This window comes from uncultured Sphingorhabdus sp. (genome assembly GCF_937872355.1).
Lineage (GTDB): Bacteria > Pseudomonadota > Alphaproteobacteria > Sphingomonadales > Sphingomonadaceae > Sphingorhabdus_B.
On the sequence record NZ_CALMSV010000161.1, the window covers coordinates 1 to 14,045 of the forward strand.

General features: G+C 56.1%; 12 protein-coding genes. 1 reads left to right on the top strand and 11 read right to left on the bottom strand.

Annotation, left to right across the window (positions count from 1 at the left end):
- From Q0239_RS10245 to Q0239_RS10275, 7 genes are all read right to left on the bottom strand, one after another.
- Positions 1-518: PhoPQ-activated protein PqaA family protein (locus Q0239_RS10245; RefSeq protein ID WP_298602214.1), on the bottom strand; the 518-nt coding region annotated here is incomplete at its 3' end.
- A 257-nt stretch (positions 519-775) separates the two neighbouring features.
- A complete protein-coding gene (locus Q0239_RS10250) occupies positions 776-2,176 on the bottom strand; it encodes a TonB-dependent receptor (protein WP_298602217.1) in 1,401 nt (466 codons plus the stop codon).
- Positions 2,067-5,258 (bottom strand): hypothetical protein, encoded by a 3,192-nt coding sequence (locus Q0239_RS10255; RefSeq protein ID WP_298602220.1) that lies wholly within the window; start codon positions 5,256-5,258, stop codon positions 2,067-2,069. Before Q0239_RS10255 ends, Q0239_RS10250 begins: the two co-directional genes overlap by 110 nt.
- Positions 5,255-7,309 (bottom strand): autotransporter assembly complex family protein, encoded by a 2,055-nt coding sequence (locus tag Q0239_RS10260; RefSeq protein WP_298602223.1) that lies wholly within the window; start codon positions 7,307-7,309, stop codon positions 5,255-5,257. Before Q0239_RS10260 ends, Q0239_RS10255 begins: the two co-directional genes overlap by 4 nt.
- Positions 7,310-7,438: 129 nt before the next feature.
- Positions 7,439-8,200 (bottom strand): M48 family metallopeptidase, encoded by a 762-nt coding sequence (locus Q0239_RS10265; RefSeq protein ID WP_298602226.1) that lies wholly within the window; start codon positions 8,198-8,200, stop codon positions 7,439-7,441.
- Positions 8,157-8,591: a YcgN family cysteine cluster protein gene (locus tag Q0239_RS10270; RefSeq protein WP_298602229.1), complete on the bottom strand. Its 435-nt coding sequence runs from the start codon at positions 8,589-8,591 to the stop codon at positions 8,157-8,159. The genes Q0239_RS10265 and Q0239_RS10270 overlap by 44 nt, the downstream gene beginning before the upstream one ends.
- A 1-nt stretch (position 8,592) precedes the next feature.
- Positions 8,593-9,225: an SCO family protein gene (locus tag Q0239_RS10275; protein ID WP_298602232.1), complete on the bottom strand. Its 633-nt coding sequence runs from the start codon at positions 9,223-9,225 to the stop codon at positions 8,593-8,595.
- A 54-nt stretch (positions 9,226-9,279) separates the two neighbouring features.
- Here Q0239_RS10275 and Q0239_RS10280 point away from each other — a divergent pair, with 54 nt between their 5' ends.
- Positions 9,280-9,915, top strand: coding sequence for an ankyrin repeat domain-containing protein (locus Q0239_RS10280; protein WP_298602236.1), 636 nt, complete (start codon positions 9,280-9,282; stop codon positions 9,913-9,915).
- A 5-nt stretch (positions 9,916-9,920) separates the two neighbouring features.
- On the opposite strand, the gene msrB is transcribed toward Q0239_RS10280, so the two are convergent.
- From msrB to Q0239_RS10300, 4 genes are all read right to left on the bottom strand, one after another.
- Entirely contained in the window at positions 9,921-10,412 is a 492-nt protein-coding gene (gene msrB / locus Q0239_RS10285; protein ID WP_298602239.1) for a peptide-methionine (R)-S-oxide reductase MsrB, read from the bottom strand.
- Between the two features lie 66 nt (positions 10,413-10,478).
- Positions 10,479-11,777: a cytochrome P450 gene (locus tag Q0239_RS10290; RefSeq protein WP_298602242.1), complete on the bottom strand. Its 1,299-nt coding sequence runs from the start codon at positions 11,775-11,777 to the stop codon at positions 10,479-10,481.
- 91 nt (positions 11,778-11,868) lie between these two features.
- On the bottom strand, positions 11,869-13,092 hold the full coding sequence (locus tag Q0239_RS10295; protein WP_298602244.1) for an ABC transporter permease: 1,224 nt from the start codon (positions 13,090-13,092) through the stop codon (positions 11,869-11,871).
- Positions 13,089-14,021 carry an ABC transporter ATP-binding protein gene (locus Q0239_RS10300; protein WP_298602247.1) on the bottom strand — a complete coding sequence of 311 codons (933 nt, stop codon included), beginning with the start codon at positions 14,019-14,021 and terminating at the stop codon, positions 13,089-13,091. Before Q0239_RS10300 ends, Q0239_RS10295 begins: the two co-directional genes overlap by 4 nt.
- Between the last annotated feature and the right edge of the window lie 24 nt (positions 14,022-14,045).

Here is a 14,045-nt window from a genome sequence, read left to right on the forward strand (position 1 = left end):
ATAATCATCGCGCGCTCGGTCTCTACACCGGGAAGCGAATGCATCAGCGTGATCGCCCGCAAATAGCCAGTGGTGATCGGCACATAGCTATACCAGGTCAGGTCGCCTGTTTCGACGGCCTTTTTCAATGCATAGCCCGTCAGGTCATTTTCATCCAGACCCATAAAGTCTTCCGGTGGGTTGCTGAACACCATGATAGGTAAGTTCAAATCGATGGCCGTGGCTTCGGCATATTGTTCTTCGGTGTTCTGCGTTGTGCCCGGAATGGTCAGTTGTGGACTTGCCGGGTCGTCGAAGAAGCTGCGCGCCGTGGCAAAGATGCCAGCATTGCCTCCGCCTTTGTAGTCCTTCGGAATATAAATGCGCGCCGGGTGCTTCCAGACCAAGTCGTGCCAATTTTGGCTGGTGAATTTAAGCTCGATGACGCGCACCTTCTTGCCCGGGCGAACCTTGCTGGCCCGAATGCGGTCACTGCTGATTTGGGTATCGAGCGTGCCTTCATCGCGGATGGCCGCCATGTCGAAAAATTCAGCTGGCCCAACACTCTCGGCATGGGCCGTGTGAGCCCCCAGAAGTGACAAGACGCAAAACATAAATCCGAACAAGTGCCTGATCATGAGAAAGTCCTTATGCAAATAGCCAGTGCGGAAAGGCGGGATACTGCCGCTGGGCGCGGATAAATGCTGCAACAAAGTCGACATCTGTGTTTTCCATGTTTGCGAACCCGCTGAACTGGGCGGGCATCTTACCGGGTGCCCGCCCATAAGCATAAGGATCAGAAACGGAAGGTTCCTGACACGCCATAGGTGCGCGGGTTTGCTACGTTGCAGCGAACACCGGTGCTGCCAGGAAATAAGCCGTTGCGCATTCCGAAAGCGGAATCGAGCACCTGGTAGAATTGCGAGTTGCAATAACCTTGGTTGGTCAGGTTGCTTCCGAAGACCGCGATGTTCCAGTTATCATCAGGACCATTGATGGCAAAACGCGCGCCGACCAGTGCGTAACCATCCTGAACCGTCTGACGGTTACCGTGGTTTCCCCCGCCATTGTTGCTGTCCGAGGTGAGCGACACATTCCCATTCAAGGACCAGCCGAGCCCGGAATTGCCGATATCCCCCGTCCAGGTCGCGCCGACGCTGCCTGTGAATTCAGGAGTGAAATTGAGCCTCAAGCCCTTCAAGTCCTGAGTCCGGCCATTGTTCGGCAATCCTGCACAGATCGCCGGGCCCGCGGCACAGCCGGGCAAGCCCGCTCCGCCCGGATAGTTGGTGAACTTCGAATCCAGATAGGCAAGCGACGCATTGACGGTTAAGTTCTGCGAAGGCCGGATCGTGGTGTCGAATTCAAAGCCCTGATGACGGAGGCTGCCGGCATTGCGAACGACGAAACTGACGCCGTCGAAGGCGCGATCCTGGAAGCCGCCAATGTCCATACGGTATAGCGTCAGGTTGGCGATCAGCCCGCCGTCAAGCCAAGTGGTCTTGGCGCCCAGTTCATAGTTCTTCACGGTCTCACGTGCGAAAATACGAGCCTGATTCAACGCTACAGCACCCGCACCCGAATTGAACCCGCCGGACTTGTAGCCGGTGGAATAGTTCAAGAAGAACAGCAGGTCGCGGTTGGGCTTATAGTTCAGGCTGGCACGCCAGGTGAAACGATCATCCTTGAGCGCCAGATTGGCATTTTCGATTGCACGGAGCGAGGCTGCAAAAGGGAAGGCCCGCTTTTGAACATAGACTGCGCTCTTGTCATCTTTTGACCAACGACCGCCAAGCGTCAGCGACAGCGGCTCGGCGATTTTGAAGGTCGTCTGTCCGTAGACAGCGAAGCTTTCAACCGACTGGCTGAAATCCTGATCGGTGGCATTCACACCGCCGCCTGCCGCTAGGCTGGTGTTGCAAGCCGTGCGCTGGGCGCCTGCAGGGACAAGAACATTACAGAATTGCGCATCGGCCTGAAGCCGCTCGTCAATCGTGTAGTCTTCCTGGAAATAATACAGGCCAGCGACGAAATCGAGCCGACCGCCGAGCAGTTCATCCTTGGGTGAGATAAACTGCAATTCGTGGTTATGGCTCTTGGAGGTAAATCCGCCCTGCCGCGATGACAGCGGAACGGGAGTGAAAATCGTGTCGCCGTCGGTCTGCGTACTGTTCCAGTCTCGATAACTGTTGATCATTCGCAACGAATACGCGGACATTGGTCAACCGCGTACCATAGGTTTCATTTTCATAGACTAGATTGTCCGAACGCACCGATCCGCTGAGCTCCGGTTCACGCAAATTGCCGGAAAAATCGGCTGCGACGGCGACCGGACCTGCGAGACTTTGATTCGCCAATGTGGCCAGCGAGAACAGCAGGTCAGAGGGACCATTATAGCGGATTCCGCCTGAAAGCGGCGCATCGAACATTTTGGCGATCCAGTCACCTGGTCCGGTCGGCAGGGCACCGAGCTTTACCTGAAGTCTTCCTACATTCGTTCCTTGCCGCTGGATAAGCGCGGCTAGGCCGCCACCATTCACGTCCAAATTGCCCTTCAGGGAGACGTTCACCGGCTGGGATGGCACACCGATGCTATTGCGCCGGAAGCGCTTTATCTCCAGCTGTACTTGCGCTTGCGGTACCGCATCCAGCGAAGACTGGTTCCAGTCGACTACACCGCTTGCCCGACCGCTCATCTCGAAACCCGGCAGCGTCGGGTTAAGCACTGCCAGATTGACGTTGTCGATATTGGAACGGATTTGCAGACCATCGGCATAACGGCCTTCAAGCCGTATCGTCCCATTGCCAACTTTTACGGCTGAAGGAAGCAATGCATAGCCCCGCTTTTCCGGAACAATTCGCAACGGTTTGGCAGAGGTGAAGGAGATACCATTCGCCCGTCCGCGCAGTGCAACCGTCCACAGATTTGGCGCCAACTGGCTGTTGGCAGCGATGCGGAAGGGGAAACTGCTCCGTCCTTCGACCAGGAATTGTGCGTTGCCTTGCCCGTGCCGGTAATCGATTTTGCCGCGAGCGGCCGCAATAAATAGCTCGTCGACCGAAGTGTCGCCCAATTGCACATCCGCTTTTATCTGGGGCTGTTCGAGCAACAGGATGTCGGCTTCGATAATCCCCCGTCCGATGCGCAGCGTTTTTTGCCCCTGCAGCGCTGCATTCATCGCGGTCGCTTTGACGATGGCGCGTTGATACCGGCCTTGTGCCGACAGTTCGGCAACGCCATCGAAGCCCGACCCATTGCCGACAAGCCGCCCTGAAAATGGCCCTGCGGGTAATTGTTCCAACCTGCCGCCAAAACGAATGCCTGAAAAGTCGGCGCGTTTGACATCGAGTACAAGGTTCCGCTCACCTGACAGCACATCCACATCGCCATCAAGCGGTCCATAGTCTGTAGATGCGTTGAACAGCACCGAAAAACCCTGCGACGTGCGTTTGACCAGCGCGCTGACATCGGCAAGGCCGATACCCATTCCGGGGCGGCTTGCAGTCACTCTAGCGATCGGCTCGGTCAGCGTTCCACTTACAGCGATACCGACCGGTCCATATTCGGTCGAATAGCCGCTACCATTGAAGCGCAGGGCGCCTGAATCCAGCACATAGGCTCCGCTTCCCCGATTCAGTCTGAGTTTGGGCGCGATCATTTGCGCCGAATTGATCTGCAAGATGCCGTTTTCGGATAGTCCGATACCTGCCCGCACCAGCATTTGACCGCCGAGGAAATCGCGAACGCCATCGCTGAACAACTGCGTTGACCGCGCCCGCACCATTCCCGACAGCGCATAATCATTGCGCATGCGGCTTTTGAGACCGAGGTCAGCATCGATATCGAATAAGCCAACAGATTCGATCCGATAGCGGTCAATATTGCCCTTGATACTCGCTGCTAACTGACCCTTCGAGAAATTGGCTGCACCTTGCAGCACGGCCGATACCCGATCGGACTTCAGATTGAGCCTTTCGCTCAAAAGGCGTCCGTTGGAGTAAGCCAAGTCGCCATCAAGTTTGATGTTTGCCAGTATCCGTTGGTCAGTGACTTCAAACCCGGTCATGCGCCGTGCTCGGGCCGAAACCGGTATGCGGACAAAATCCTTTTCGGAACGCGCAACACCATTGGCGGTCAGGCCGAAGAATGAAAATTCGCCCCAGCGCAATTGTTCCGCCTTCACTGAGTAGTCGATTTGGGGCCCAACCATCGGGCCATCGATGAGGAGCTTGCCATTTGCGCCCTGGCTTTCGATCCCGTTCGAAATCGCCACCTTGCGTGGCATGTCGATGTTGATGGCGAGCTTCTGGAATAGGCTTTCTGCCAAATTCAAAGTGCCTGACGCATCCAGCTTTACTTTGTACGCAATCAGGCTGCCCGAAATCTGCGCCATGCGGTTTTCATAGTCAGCGACCAGGTCGACTTTGAAGCCGGGCGTGAGTAGATTGCTAAGGAGATTGTCGTTGGCGATTTTTCCAGTCGTAACATCGCCTGCGATGGAAAATTTTCCATCCCGCGCGGCTACGCTTAATTTGGCCTGACGGTCGCCGCCTGCCTCCGCGTTCAGCAAACCATCCCATTTGGTCCAGCTACCTTGGCCATCAAGGCGGAGTTTTACCGGCGCATTGAGGCCGATCAATCCCGATGTGAGGCCGCCGGCTGGACCATCGAGGCGCAAAGCCATCCCAAGAAGGTCCTTGTCGGGAATGGCATCCAGATGTGCGACCAACCGGTCGCCTTCGATCGTTTGCGCGGTCGCATCGACGCGAGCCCTTGCATCGACAATGTGGGCTTTCGACTGCAGGTTGAGGATATGTTCACGCCCTGCAATCGACTTATCGAAAACGATGCGGTCGAACTGTAAACGGTCAATCCTGATATCGAGGTCGGGGAAAAATGGTTCCCCGCGATCCGGGATTACGCGTAATTCGGGAAGGCGGCGCATATAGGCCTGTTTTACGATAAAGGTGTCGATGGAGAGCTTGCCGTAGAAATAATCTAACGGGTGCCAATCAAGTTTCGCATGGGGGATGCTGGCAAAACTTCCCTTGTCGTCCTGAAGGCGGATATCGGATAATTGAGCTTCGCCATAGATCGAGCCTTCAATGCGGCCGATGCGGATGTTCAGCCCGTTTTCAAATTCATAGGCCGCTATCTGTCGCGCGACAAACCTATGGCCGGAGGGAGAGTCGAGCCAATAGTAGAAGCAAAAAAGGGCCGCCACCAACAGCAACATGATGGCGGCTATGCCTGCAATCCATTTCCATAGCGCCTTCAAAATGCTTGCCCCAACGAGACATAAAAGGAGAAGCGCGATTCCCCGGGGCGACGATTAATGGGGGTCGCCACATCGACGCGCACCGGCCCGAAATTCGTGTAAAAGCGACCACCCACACCCACGCCAAATCGCCAGTTATCAAATTGCGGCGTGCTTTCCGGATAGACCTGCCCGGCATCGAAAAAGGCGACTGCACCGAAATCCCCGAAGCGGTAGCGGACTTCTGCTGCCGCTTCGTTCAGGCTTCGACCTCCAATGGGATTGCCCTCTATATCGGTTGGGCCGAGCTGCTGGAACCCGAACCCGCGCACTGATCCTCCACCTCCGCCATAATAGCGCCGCGACGGCGGCAGGCTGTCGCGGGATGTGCCGACAATCGTTCCCACCCGGCCGCGCGCTGCGATTACAAACGAGTCACCGATTGGTTGGTAATAGCTGCCATCAAGCATCGTGCGCAGGTAAAAGCGGGATCCTTGGCCCAGCGCCGTTTCGGGCGACATGCGAAGGTTGAGGCGAAAGCCACGGCTGGGGTGTAACAGGTCGTTTGAGCGGTCGAAGCCGACCTCGGTCGGCAATGCGGCGACATAATAGAGGTTGCGCGCGCGCGCCAGACGACTGGCTTCGAAAAGACTTTCATAAGTGGCCAGCAGTTCGATGCCAATGGAATAGGTCAGCTTCTTCTGCCATATGGGTGTCGACTGGTAAGAAAGTGTTCCAGCTATCCGGCCTGTATAAGCGTCAAAGGCGTCATAATTTTTGTGAAGCGCCGACACCGACAATTCGATCGTACGGTCGCGCCGCCCAGCATTCGAACGGTTGAATATTACAGCCAGGGCCTGTTCCTGCGTCCCGACGATTCCGCTGACGCCGAGCGAACCCTCTGGCGGGAAAAGGTTGCGGTGTATCCAGCCTCCTTCGGCGCGAAATCCGCGACTTGTTTCATATCCGGCCGATGCAGCAAGCGTTCGTGCAGGTCCCGCTTCTTGCCTGACGAGCAAGTCTGCATAGGCGGTTCCATCGGAGGCTAATTCCGAACTGGCCACAGGTTCGATCGAAACGGTCGATAAAAGCCCGGTGCCAACCAGGGCTTCGCGAAGGTCGTCCACCTTTCGCGTGTCATAAAGATCACCTGTCCTGAATCGGCGTAAAATACCAACATGTTCGGGATCAAATACCGGATTGCCCTCGGTCAATATTTGCCCGAAGTAACTTTTCGGCCCTGTTGCGATGGGCAAGGTATAGTCGCCTGTGGCCATCGTTTCGTCGAGTAGAATATCGCGCTGCCCGACCTGCGCGAACGGGTAGCCATTTTGCGGCAAAGCGAGCGAAATCTGGGCTTCCGCAGCCACAATCGTATCTGCGACGATTGGGTCGCCGCTTTTTGGTTGGAAATTGGTCCGTATCAGGCTTTCAGTGACGTCGGCCGGGGCCTCAAATGTGACTGAACCCAGACTGTATCGTTTTTCGGGCCGGACGCGGAACTCCACCTGGATCGGGCCGCCCGCAGCTTCTGAAAGTTTCGACGATACATTGACCCTTCCGTCGTAGAAACCCTCACTCAACAATATGTCGAGCAGCAATTGCTGGTCGGCCCGAGCACGGGCATTTACGGATAACCTGTTTTCCGCATTGCCTCCACCGAGGCTTAAAGAGGAGAGTTCGCGAAAACGCCGCTTTATCCTGTTAAAAATAGACCCATTTTCGCCTTCTGTTTCCAAACCATCAATCTGGACAGCATAGTTTACGAGGCTTCCAGATTGATTCGTTCCTGTCGTTGCTTCGTCAGCCAATGGCTCCATGCTGAAAGCTTCAAGGGACGGTAAAGGCTCGTCAATTGCGGGGGCGACAGTTTCAACTGTACGGTCGTCGCCCTCATTGGGTGCAGCCAAGGGGGCTTCCTCTTCGCCGGCGCTATCATCAAGCTTCGGTATAGCTTTTTCAAATTCTTGATCGGAAATAATGGGTTCCGCGGGAATCGCCTCAGGCTGCGCCAATGCGCCTGAAGACGCCACAAAAGCGAAATATGCCAGAATGAATTGCATGCCGCTCATCGCGCAGAAATAGGCCTCAGCGTTCCAATATCGCGATTGCTCTATCTATCGGTCCGGAATGTCAATTGCTGACTTGGCCAAGTTCGGTCTAACGGCACTGGACGGGTAAGTCCTTTACTTGACGAATATTTACCTCCCCACCAGGTGCAGGCTTGTTCCATGGACTTTGAGCCAATGGTCGGCGGCCTTTCGGTCACCTTCGAACAATTCGTCAAACCAGGCGTAGAAAGCCGGACTATGGTCCATATGGCGCATATGCGCGACCTCGTGGGCAATCACCGAACGGCGGACAAAGGCGGGGGCCATTATGAGCCGCCAGCTAAGCGAAATCGTGCCACGCGACGAGCAACTGCCCCAACGGCTTCGGGGGTCGCCGATCGCCAATTGGGGGGGTGTTTCACCGGCCTTGCAGCAATATTCGAAAATATCGTCTGCAAATATGGGGCGCGCCTCCTCCCGCATCCAGCGCAGGATACGTTGTCCGACCATTTCTTCGGGGCCGCCTAGATGGAGTTCAAACCCCTGATCACCGGTTAGGCGGCGGACACGGCGGCTGTGGCTGTTGTTCCAGACGATCCGGTGCCGCTCGCCGATGAAGGCGATATGTGAACCATGACTGAGCTGCGCGATGACCGGTGCGGTTTCGAAGCGCGTGGCAATCCATTGCCGCTTTTGGGCCACGAAATCCAGTGCCGCGGTAGTGGGTGCGTACACAGGCATCGTGATCCGGATTTCGCGCTTGATCGCATCGGCGCGCATCGAAATGCGCCGCGCCTGGCGCGTCCGCTTGATGCGGACGGGTATCTGCTGCCCCTCAATATCAACGACCGGGTCCCCGGCTTTCGGATCAGAGAGGCTGCTCGACAATATGGTTTTCAAGCGGCCCAGCATGGAGTTCGGATAATGCCCGACCTTTAACCGATATGCCAGCGCGATGCACGGCCTCTTGGTCTCCGCAGACAAGATAATGCCAATCCGGCAGTGGCTGGTCGTTAGCCCGCAAGACGTAGGCGCAGGTCGAAGGTAGCCAAGGATAATTGTCGATGCTCCGTCGGGTCAGACGGATGCAATCTGGCACATGCATCCGGCGGTGCCGATAGTCAGCACAGCGGCAGCTATTCAGATCGAGAAGCTTGCACGCGACATTGGTAGGATAGATGCGGCCTGTATCCTCATCCTCGACCTTGTGCAGGCAGCATTTGCCGCAACCGTCGCACAGAGCCTCCCATTGATCGCGGGTGAGCGCTTCGATTGGCTTCTCCCAGAACGGGACCTCACTCAATTCAGCGCACCCACTTGGCGAGCTCTGCGGCCACCAGCTTAGGTTCGCCTTCGTTCGGCTCAGTATTCGGCGTATCGGCGGGCAGCAGTGCAAGCGGTTTGCCATCCGGTCCCATCAGGAACGGCGTTTGGCTATGGCTCATCAAATAGCTATCCGGAGTGGAGCCTTCGACCCGCTCATAATGGACGGCAAAAGACTTTGCGACCGAAGCAATTTGTGCGTCGCTTCCCGTCAACCCGATGAGGCGGGGATGGAAGGCTGAAACAAACTGCTTGAGGATTGCAGGCATGTCGCGTTTCGGATCGACGGTGATAAACAGCGGTTGCACCTTGCCGGCAAGCATTGGATACGCCTTTTCGAATTGGGTCAGCCCGGCCATCAGATGCTGCATGTCAGGTGTGCAGATATCGGGGCAGTTTGTGTAACCGAAATAGACGATCCGATATTTTCCATCGAATTCGCCATAGTTGCGCTGCTTTCCATCCTGATCCGTCAGTGTGAACGGACCGCCGATCGCGGCTCCAGCCAGTGGCGCCTGCGATAGCGGGGTGTACTCGCTGGACGGATTGCAAGCGGCAAGCGAAAATGCGGCGATAAGAAATGTGACATTTTTGTTCATGGTAGCACCAGTCATGGTCTGTTAAGGGCGCGAATTCAAGTTTGCATCCATAGATTCAGGACAGGGGCCATGCTTCTCATTCGGACCAAATCGCGTATTTTTCTTCTCGGGCTACTGGCTGGCGTGCTGGCGGCGCAGCCCGCATTGGCGCAGTTTTCCGACAGTTATAATTTCCTCAAGGCTGTTGAGGATCGCGACGGTAAAGAGGCAGAAAAATTTATCAGCGAGCCGGGCTCGGTTATTATCAACACAAGGCGTGATGGTACGGGAGAAACGGCACTGCATATTGTAGTCAACCGCCGCGACGAGACTTGGCTTAGCTATTTGTTGCAAAAAGGCGCCAATCCCAATCTGGCAGATAAAAAGGGTGTAACCCCGCTGATGCTGGCAACGCAGCTTGGCTTCGTCGAAGGTGCCGCGCGCTTAATCAAAAGCAAGGCCGTGGTTGATGGCACCAATCGCAGTGGGGAAACTCCTCTGATCCGTGCGGTTCAATTGCGTCAGCCGGAGATGGTTCGCCTGCTAATCAAGGCAGGCGCAAATCCCGACAAGCGCGATGCGGTGGCCGGATTGAGTGCGCGCGAATATGCGGCGCAAGATGGACGAAACAGCGCCATATTGGGCATCATTGAACGCGGTGGCCAGCCGGAAGAGCCCAAGAAGAGCGGTGAACTCGATTTCTCGGGAATTGGTGAACCCAAATAGGTCTTTCAGACCGGTTCAAATTTCATTGCAGCGCCATTCATGCAATAGCGCTTGCCAGTGGGCTTTGGGCCGTCGTCAAAGACATGGCCCAGATGCCCGCCACAGCGTGAGCAATGCACTTCGATGCGAGGCAGATGCAGGCCGTAATCCGCCTTTGTCCCGATTGCGCCACGTATCGGCCGCCAGAAACTGGGCCAGCCTGTACCACTTTCATATTTGGTCAGCGCATTGAACAATTTTTGCCCGCATCCGGCGCAGACGAAATTTCCTTTCCGCTTTTCATCGTTAAGCGGGCTGGAAAACGGCGGTTCGGTATATTCCTTGCGCAGCACACGATAGGCCAAGGGTGAGAGGATCTTGCGCCACTCAGCATCGGATTTGACGACCGCAAAAGCCTTGCTTGCGACAGCAGATGATGTCCAAAGCGCAGCGGTAGCCAGACTGACTACGCCACCAACTGCGGCTTTCAGGAAAGTGCGCTTTGCGTATTCATTCATACCGAAACCCTTTCGCCTGCTTACCCGTAGATACGTTGGAAGCAGGCAAAAGGTTTCATCCCGCGCTCAATATTTGCTGAGTTCGACGTCCATCGAGCGATAGCCATGGACGAAGCAGCCGGCGACGCGGACAGGCTCTGCCACAACGTTCGGGCGGAGGCGGCGCTTGGCCATTTCTTCGAGCAGCACACGGATCTGCAACTCGGCCAGACGCGCACCGACGCAGCGGTGGATGCCATAGCCGAAGGAAAGGTGACGGCGCGCATTTTCGCGGTCGACTATCAGCTTGTCCGGATTGTCGAAGACAGTTTCGTCGCGGTTGGCTGAAAGATACCACATGCCGATCTTGTCGCCGGCCTTGATCGGCGCACCGAACAGGTCGTGGTCCTTGAGCGCAGTGCGGCGCATATGCGCCAACGGTGTCTGCCAGCGGATCACTTCGCTGACCGCATTCGGGATTAGCTCGGGGTTCTTCTCCAGCTTCTCGCGCTCGTCCTGGAAACTGTGTAGGCCATAAGCATAGCCCGACATCGAATTACGGGTGGTATCATTGCCGCCGACGATCAGCAGGATGAGGTTCCCCATATATTCGAACTGGTTCATATCCTTCATCGGCGAATGAATCATGCGGCTGATAAGGTCCGGTGCTTCACCCCGATTTTTGCGTTCGTCCCACAGACGCTGGAAATAGGCACCCATTTCAAACATCTTGGCGAGGCGCGCCTTGCGTGTTTCTTCGGTGCGGAAAAGTTCAACATCGCCCGCCCAATCGGACCATTCGGTCAGCAGGCGGCGATCTTCCCAGGGAAAATCAAACAGCAGCGCCAGCATCTGGGTGGTAAGTTCAATGGAAACCTTGTCGACCCAGTCAAACGCGGTGCCAACGGGAAGCGAATCCAGAAGTTCACCGGTGCGCCGACGAATGTCGGATGCCATGCGCTCCATCTCGCCTGGAGTGAAGGCAGGCGCGATAACGCGACGTTCTTCGGTGTGCTTGGGCCGGTCCATCGCGATGAACATCGGCATGACAATGCGTTCTTCTTCGGGGATCGGTTCATCAAGCGCTTCGTCATCAACGAGTGTGATGCCGCCATGTTCGAACGAGGAGGAATAAATGTCGGGCAAGGCCTCGACATGCTGGATAGCCTTCAGCGTGGTGACGTTCCAATAGCTGCCAAAACTGCTGCTCTCGACCTTGTTGATCGGGGCTTGCTCGCGCATTTCCTTGAAAATCGGATGCCAGCGATCTTCAGTATAGATTTCGGGACGAGTGACGTCCCATTCATGCGGGCACTGAACGACTTTCCAGGGTAGCTTCTCGCCAGTTTCGGTTGCCGATGTATCGAGCACAGGGGCAGTTGCCATTTTAGACTCCTCTTCTTTGTCGTGAAGAGTGCCATTGCTGACAATAATGTCAATCCCGTTTCGATAAGCAACTTAATTTGCTGTTAGCAAATCATCCGGGCAGTTTGACGAGGCCGAACAGTTTCTTTCCGCCCGTATCCTTGATCCGGCCAGCGCTGCCCGATTTCATCACATTGCGCCTGAACAAATAGACACCGACGCGCAGGATGATCAGCACGAACAATGCCTGCCAGGCCACCGCGAGCAGATGCGGCCACAATGTCGCATCCTGCGCCGCACGGGAGATCATGGCAAAAGGTGATGTGAACGGGAAAAGGCAGGCGAACAGTTCAATGGGCTCACCCATTTTGGTGACTGTGTACATGGCAAGGAAGAAGTTGATCAATTGCGCCATCGTCACCGGCATCGATAATGTCTGAACTTCGCGCACCGTCGCAGCCATTGCGCCAATCCCGAGGAATAGCGATCCAAGGATGAGGTAGGCCATTGTGAAATAGACCACGCCCAGCAACACGAATATCGGCCAACCAACGGCCGGTGTTGGCAGGCTCGGTAGAGCCGGGCCGGATAAGTTTGCGAGCCCGAAGCCGACCGTTGCCCATACGGCGATACCGACAAACGCCATCGCCAACATCGCAAACAATTTGCCGAGGAATACTGCATCCATGGGAACAGCAGCAGCGAGGATTTCAATGATCTTGTTTGCCTTTTCCTCCACCAGATTGGACAGCACCATACCTGCCAGCAACATCGTCAGAATGAACAAGAGTACTTGGGTCGCCTGCGCTGTCACGAGCCGCTTCTGTTTTTCGTTACCTGCGCTGCGCTCGACCAGTCGGGTTTCGACAGTTGGCAGCACCATTGCATCGGCATTCTTTGCGAATGCAGAGAGCATCGCAACCTCTCCCTGATAGCTCTCGATTGGGCCGCGTGTTCCCGTGAGTACAGGCTTTTGCAGCGTACCTCCCAAAACCGCCGCAAGACCGTTGGCTTTGTCGTCGAGCAATTTCTCTGGCGGAACATCGCGCGCGGATTGCGCCAATTGCTTCAATTCAGGCAATCGTCTCTCGCCAACTTGTGCGGCGAGTGTAGAGCGTGCGGCGAGCAACTGGCGGCTATCCTCAGCGGACATCGCGACCCCAACCACGGGACGGTCAATGTCGCGTGCGACCTGCCCACCCAGCAAACCGGCCGCCCCTCCGACCAGCAAAGGGAACATCGGTCCCAAAAGGAAGAAGAAGAAGGCTTTGGAAAAAATGATCGCCGTGAAATCGCGGCGGCCGATGACAAATGCGGCGCGAATGGTTTCTATCATAGCAAGTCCTCCGCTGTCGGCGCATCCATTTCGGCTGCAGTATCCTCACCGGCTATGGCGACAAAGGCATCATGTAGACCGGGGCGCTCGATAGATAAGGATTTGACGCCAGCTTTGCCTTCGACAAGCGCAGTCAATAGCGGCTCTGCACCACTGTCGGGCAGAGTAAAGTGCCACCAATTGCCTTCCTGCCGCGCGTCGGCGGGAATGGTTTTGCGCCAAGGGCCATCCAAGTTTTCGGTTTCAAGATGGACCTGAGGGCGCAACCTGTCCCGCGCGGTCGATACCAGTCCGTCGAAACTGACCTTGCCCTTGGCGATGATAGCAATGCGCTCACATAGCCGCTCAGCATGCGCGATGACATGGGTCGAAAAGATGATGGTTACGCCGCGTTCTGCCTGCGCCCGGATCATACGTTCCAGCTTCGCTTGATTGAGTGCGTCGAGGCCCGAGAAGGGTTCATCAAGGACGATAAGTTTGGGATCGTGAACGATCGTGCCGAGCAATTGCACGGTTTGCGCCATGCCTTTGGACAATTGCCGTATCTGGCGATCCGCGGCGTATCCAAGGCCGGCTTCTTCCATCAGTTCGCGTCCGCGTTGCTCGGCCTCTTTCAGAGGCATTCCGCGCAGGGCACCCATGAAGGCGATGGTGTCGGCGGCCCGCATCGATTGGTAGAGTCCGCGTTCTTCGGGAAGATAGCCCACCAGTTTGGATTGACTCAATGGGCGGTCAGAGCCGAGCAACGTGCGTGTGCCTTCATCGGGGTCGATAATCCCCAGAAGCATTCGGATCGTGGTCGTCTTGCCGGCGCCGTTCGGCCCCAATATGCCATAAATGCTACCTTCCGGCACATTCAGGTCGATACCGTCGACCGCGCGGAAACCATCGAACTGCTTGACAAGCCCGCGTGCCTCGATTGCATGCATATTGGTAGATCGCCCCAAAGTTAA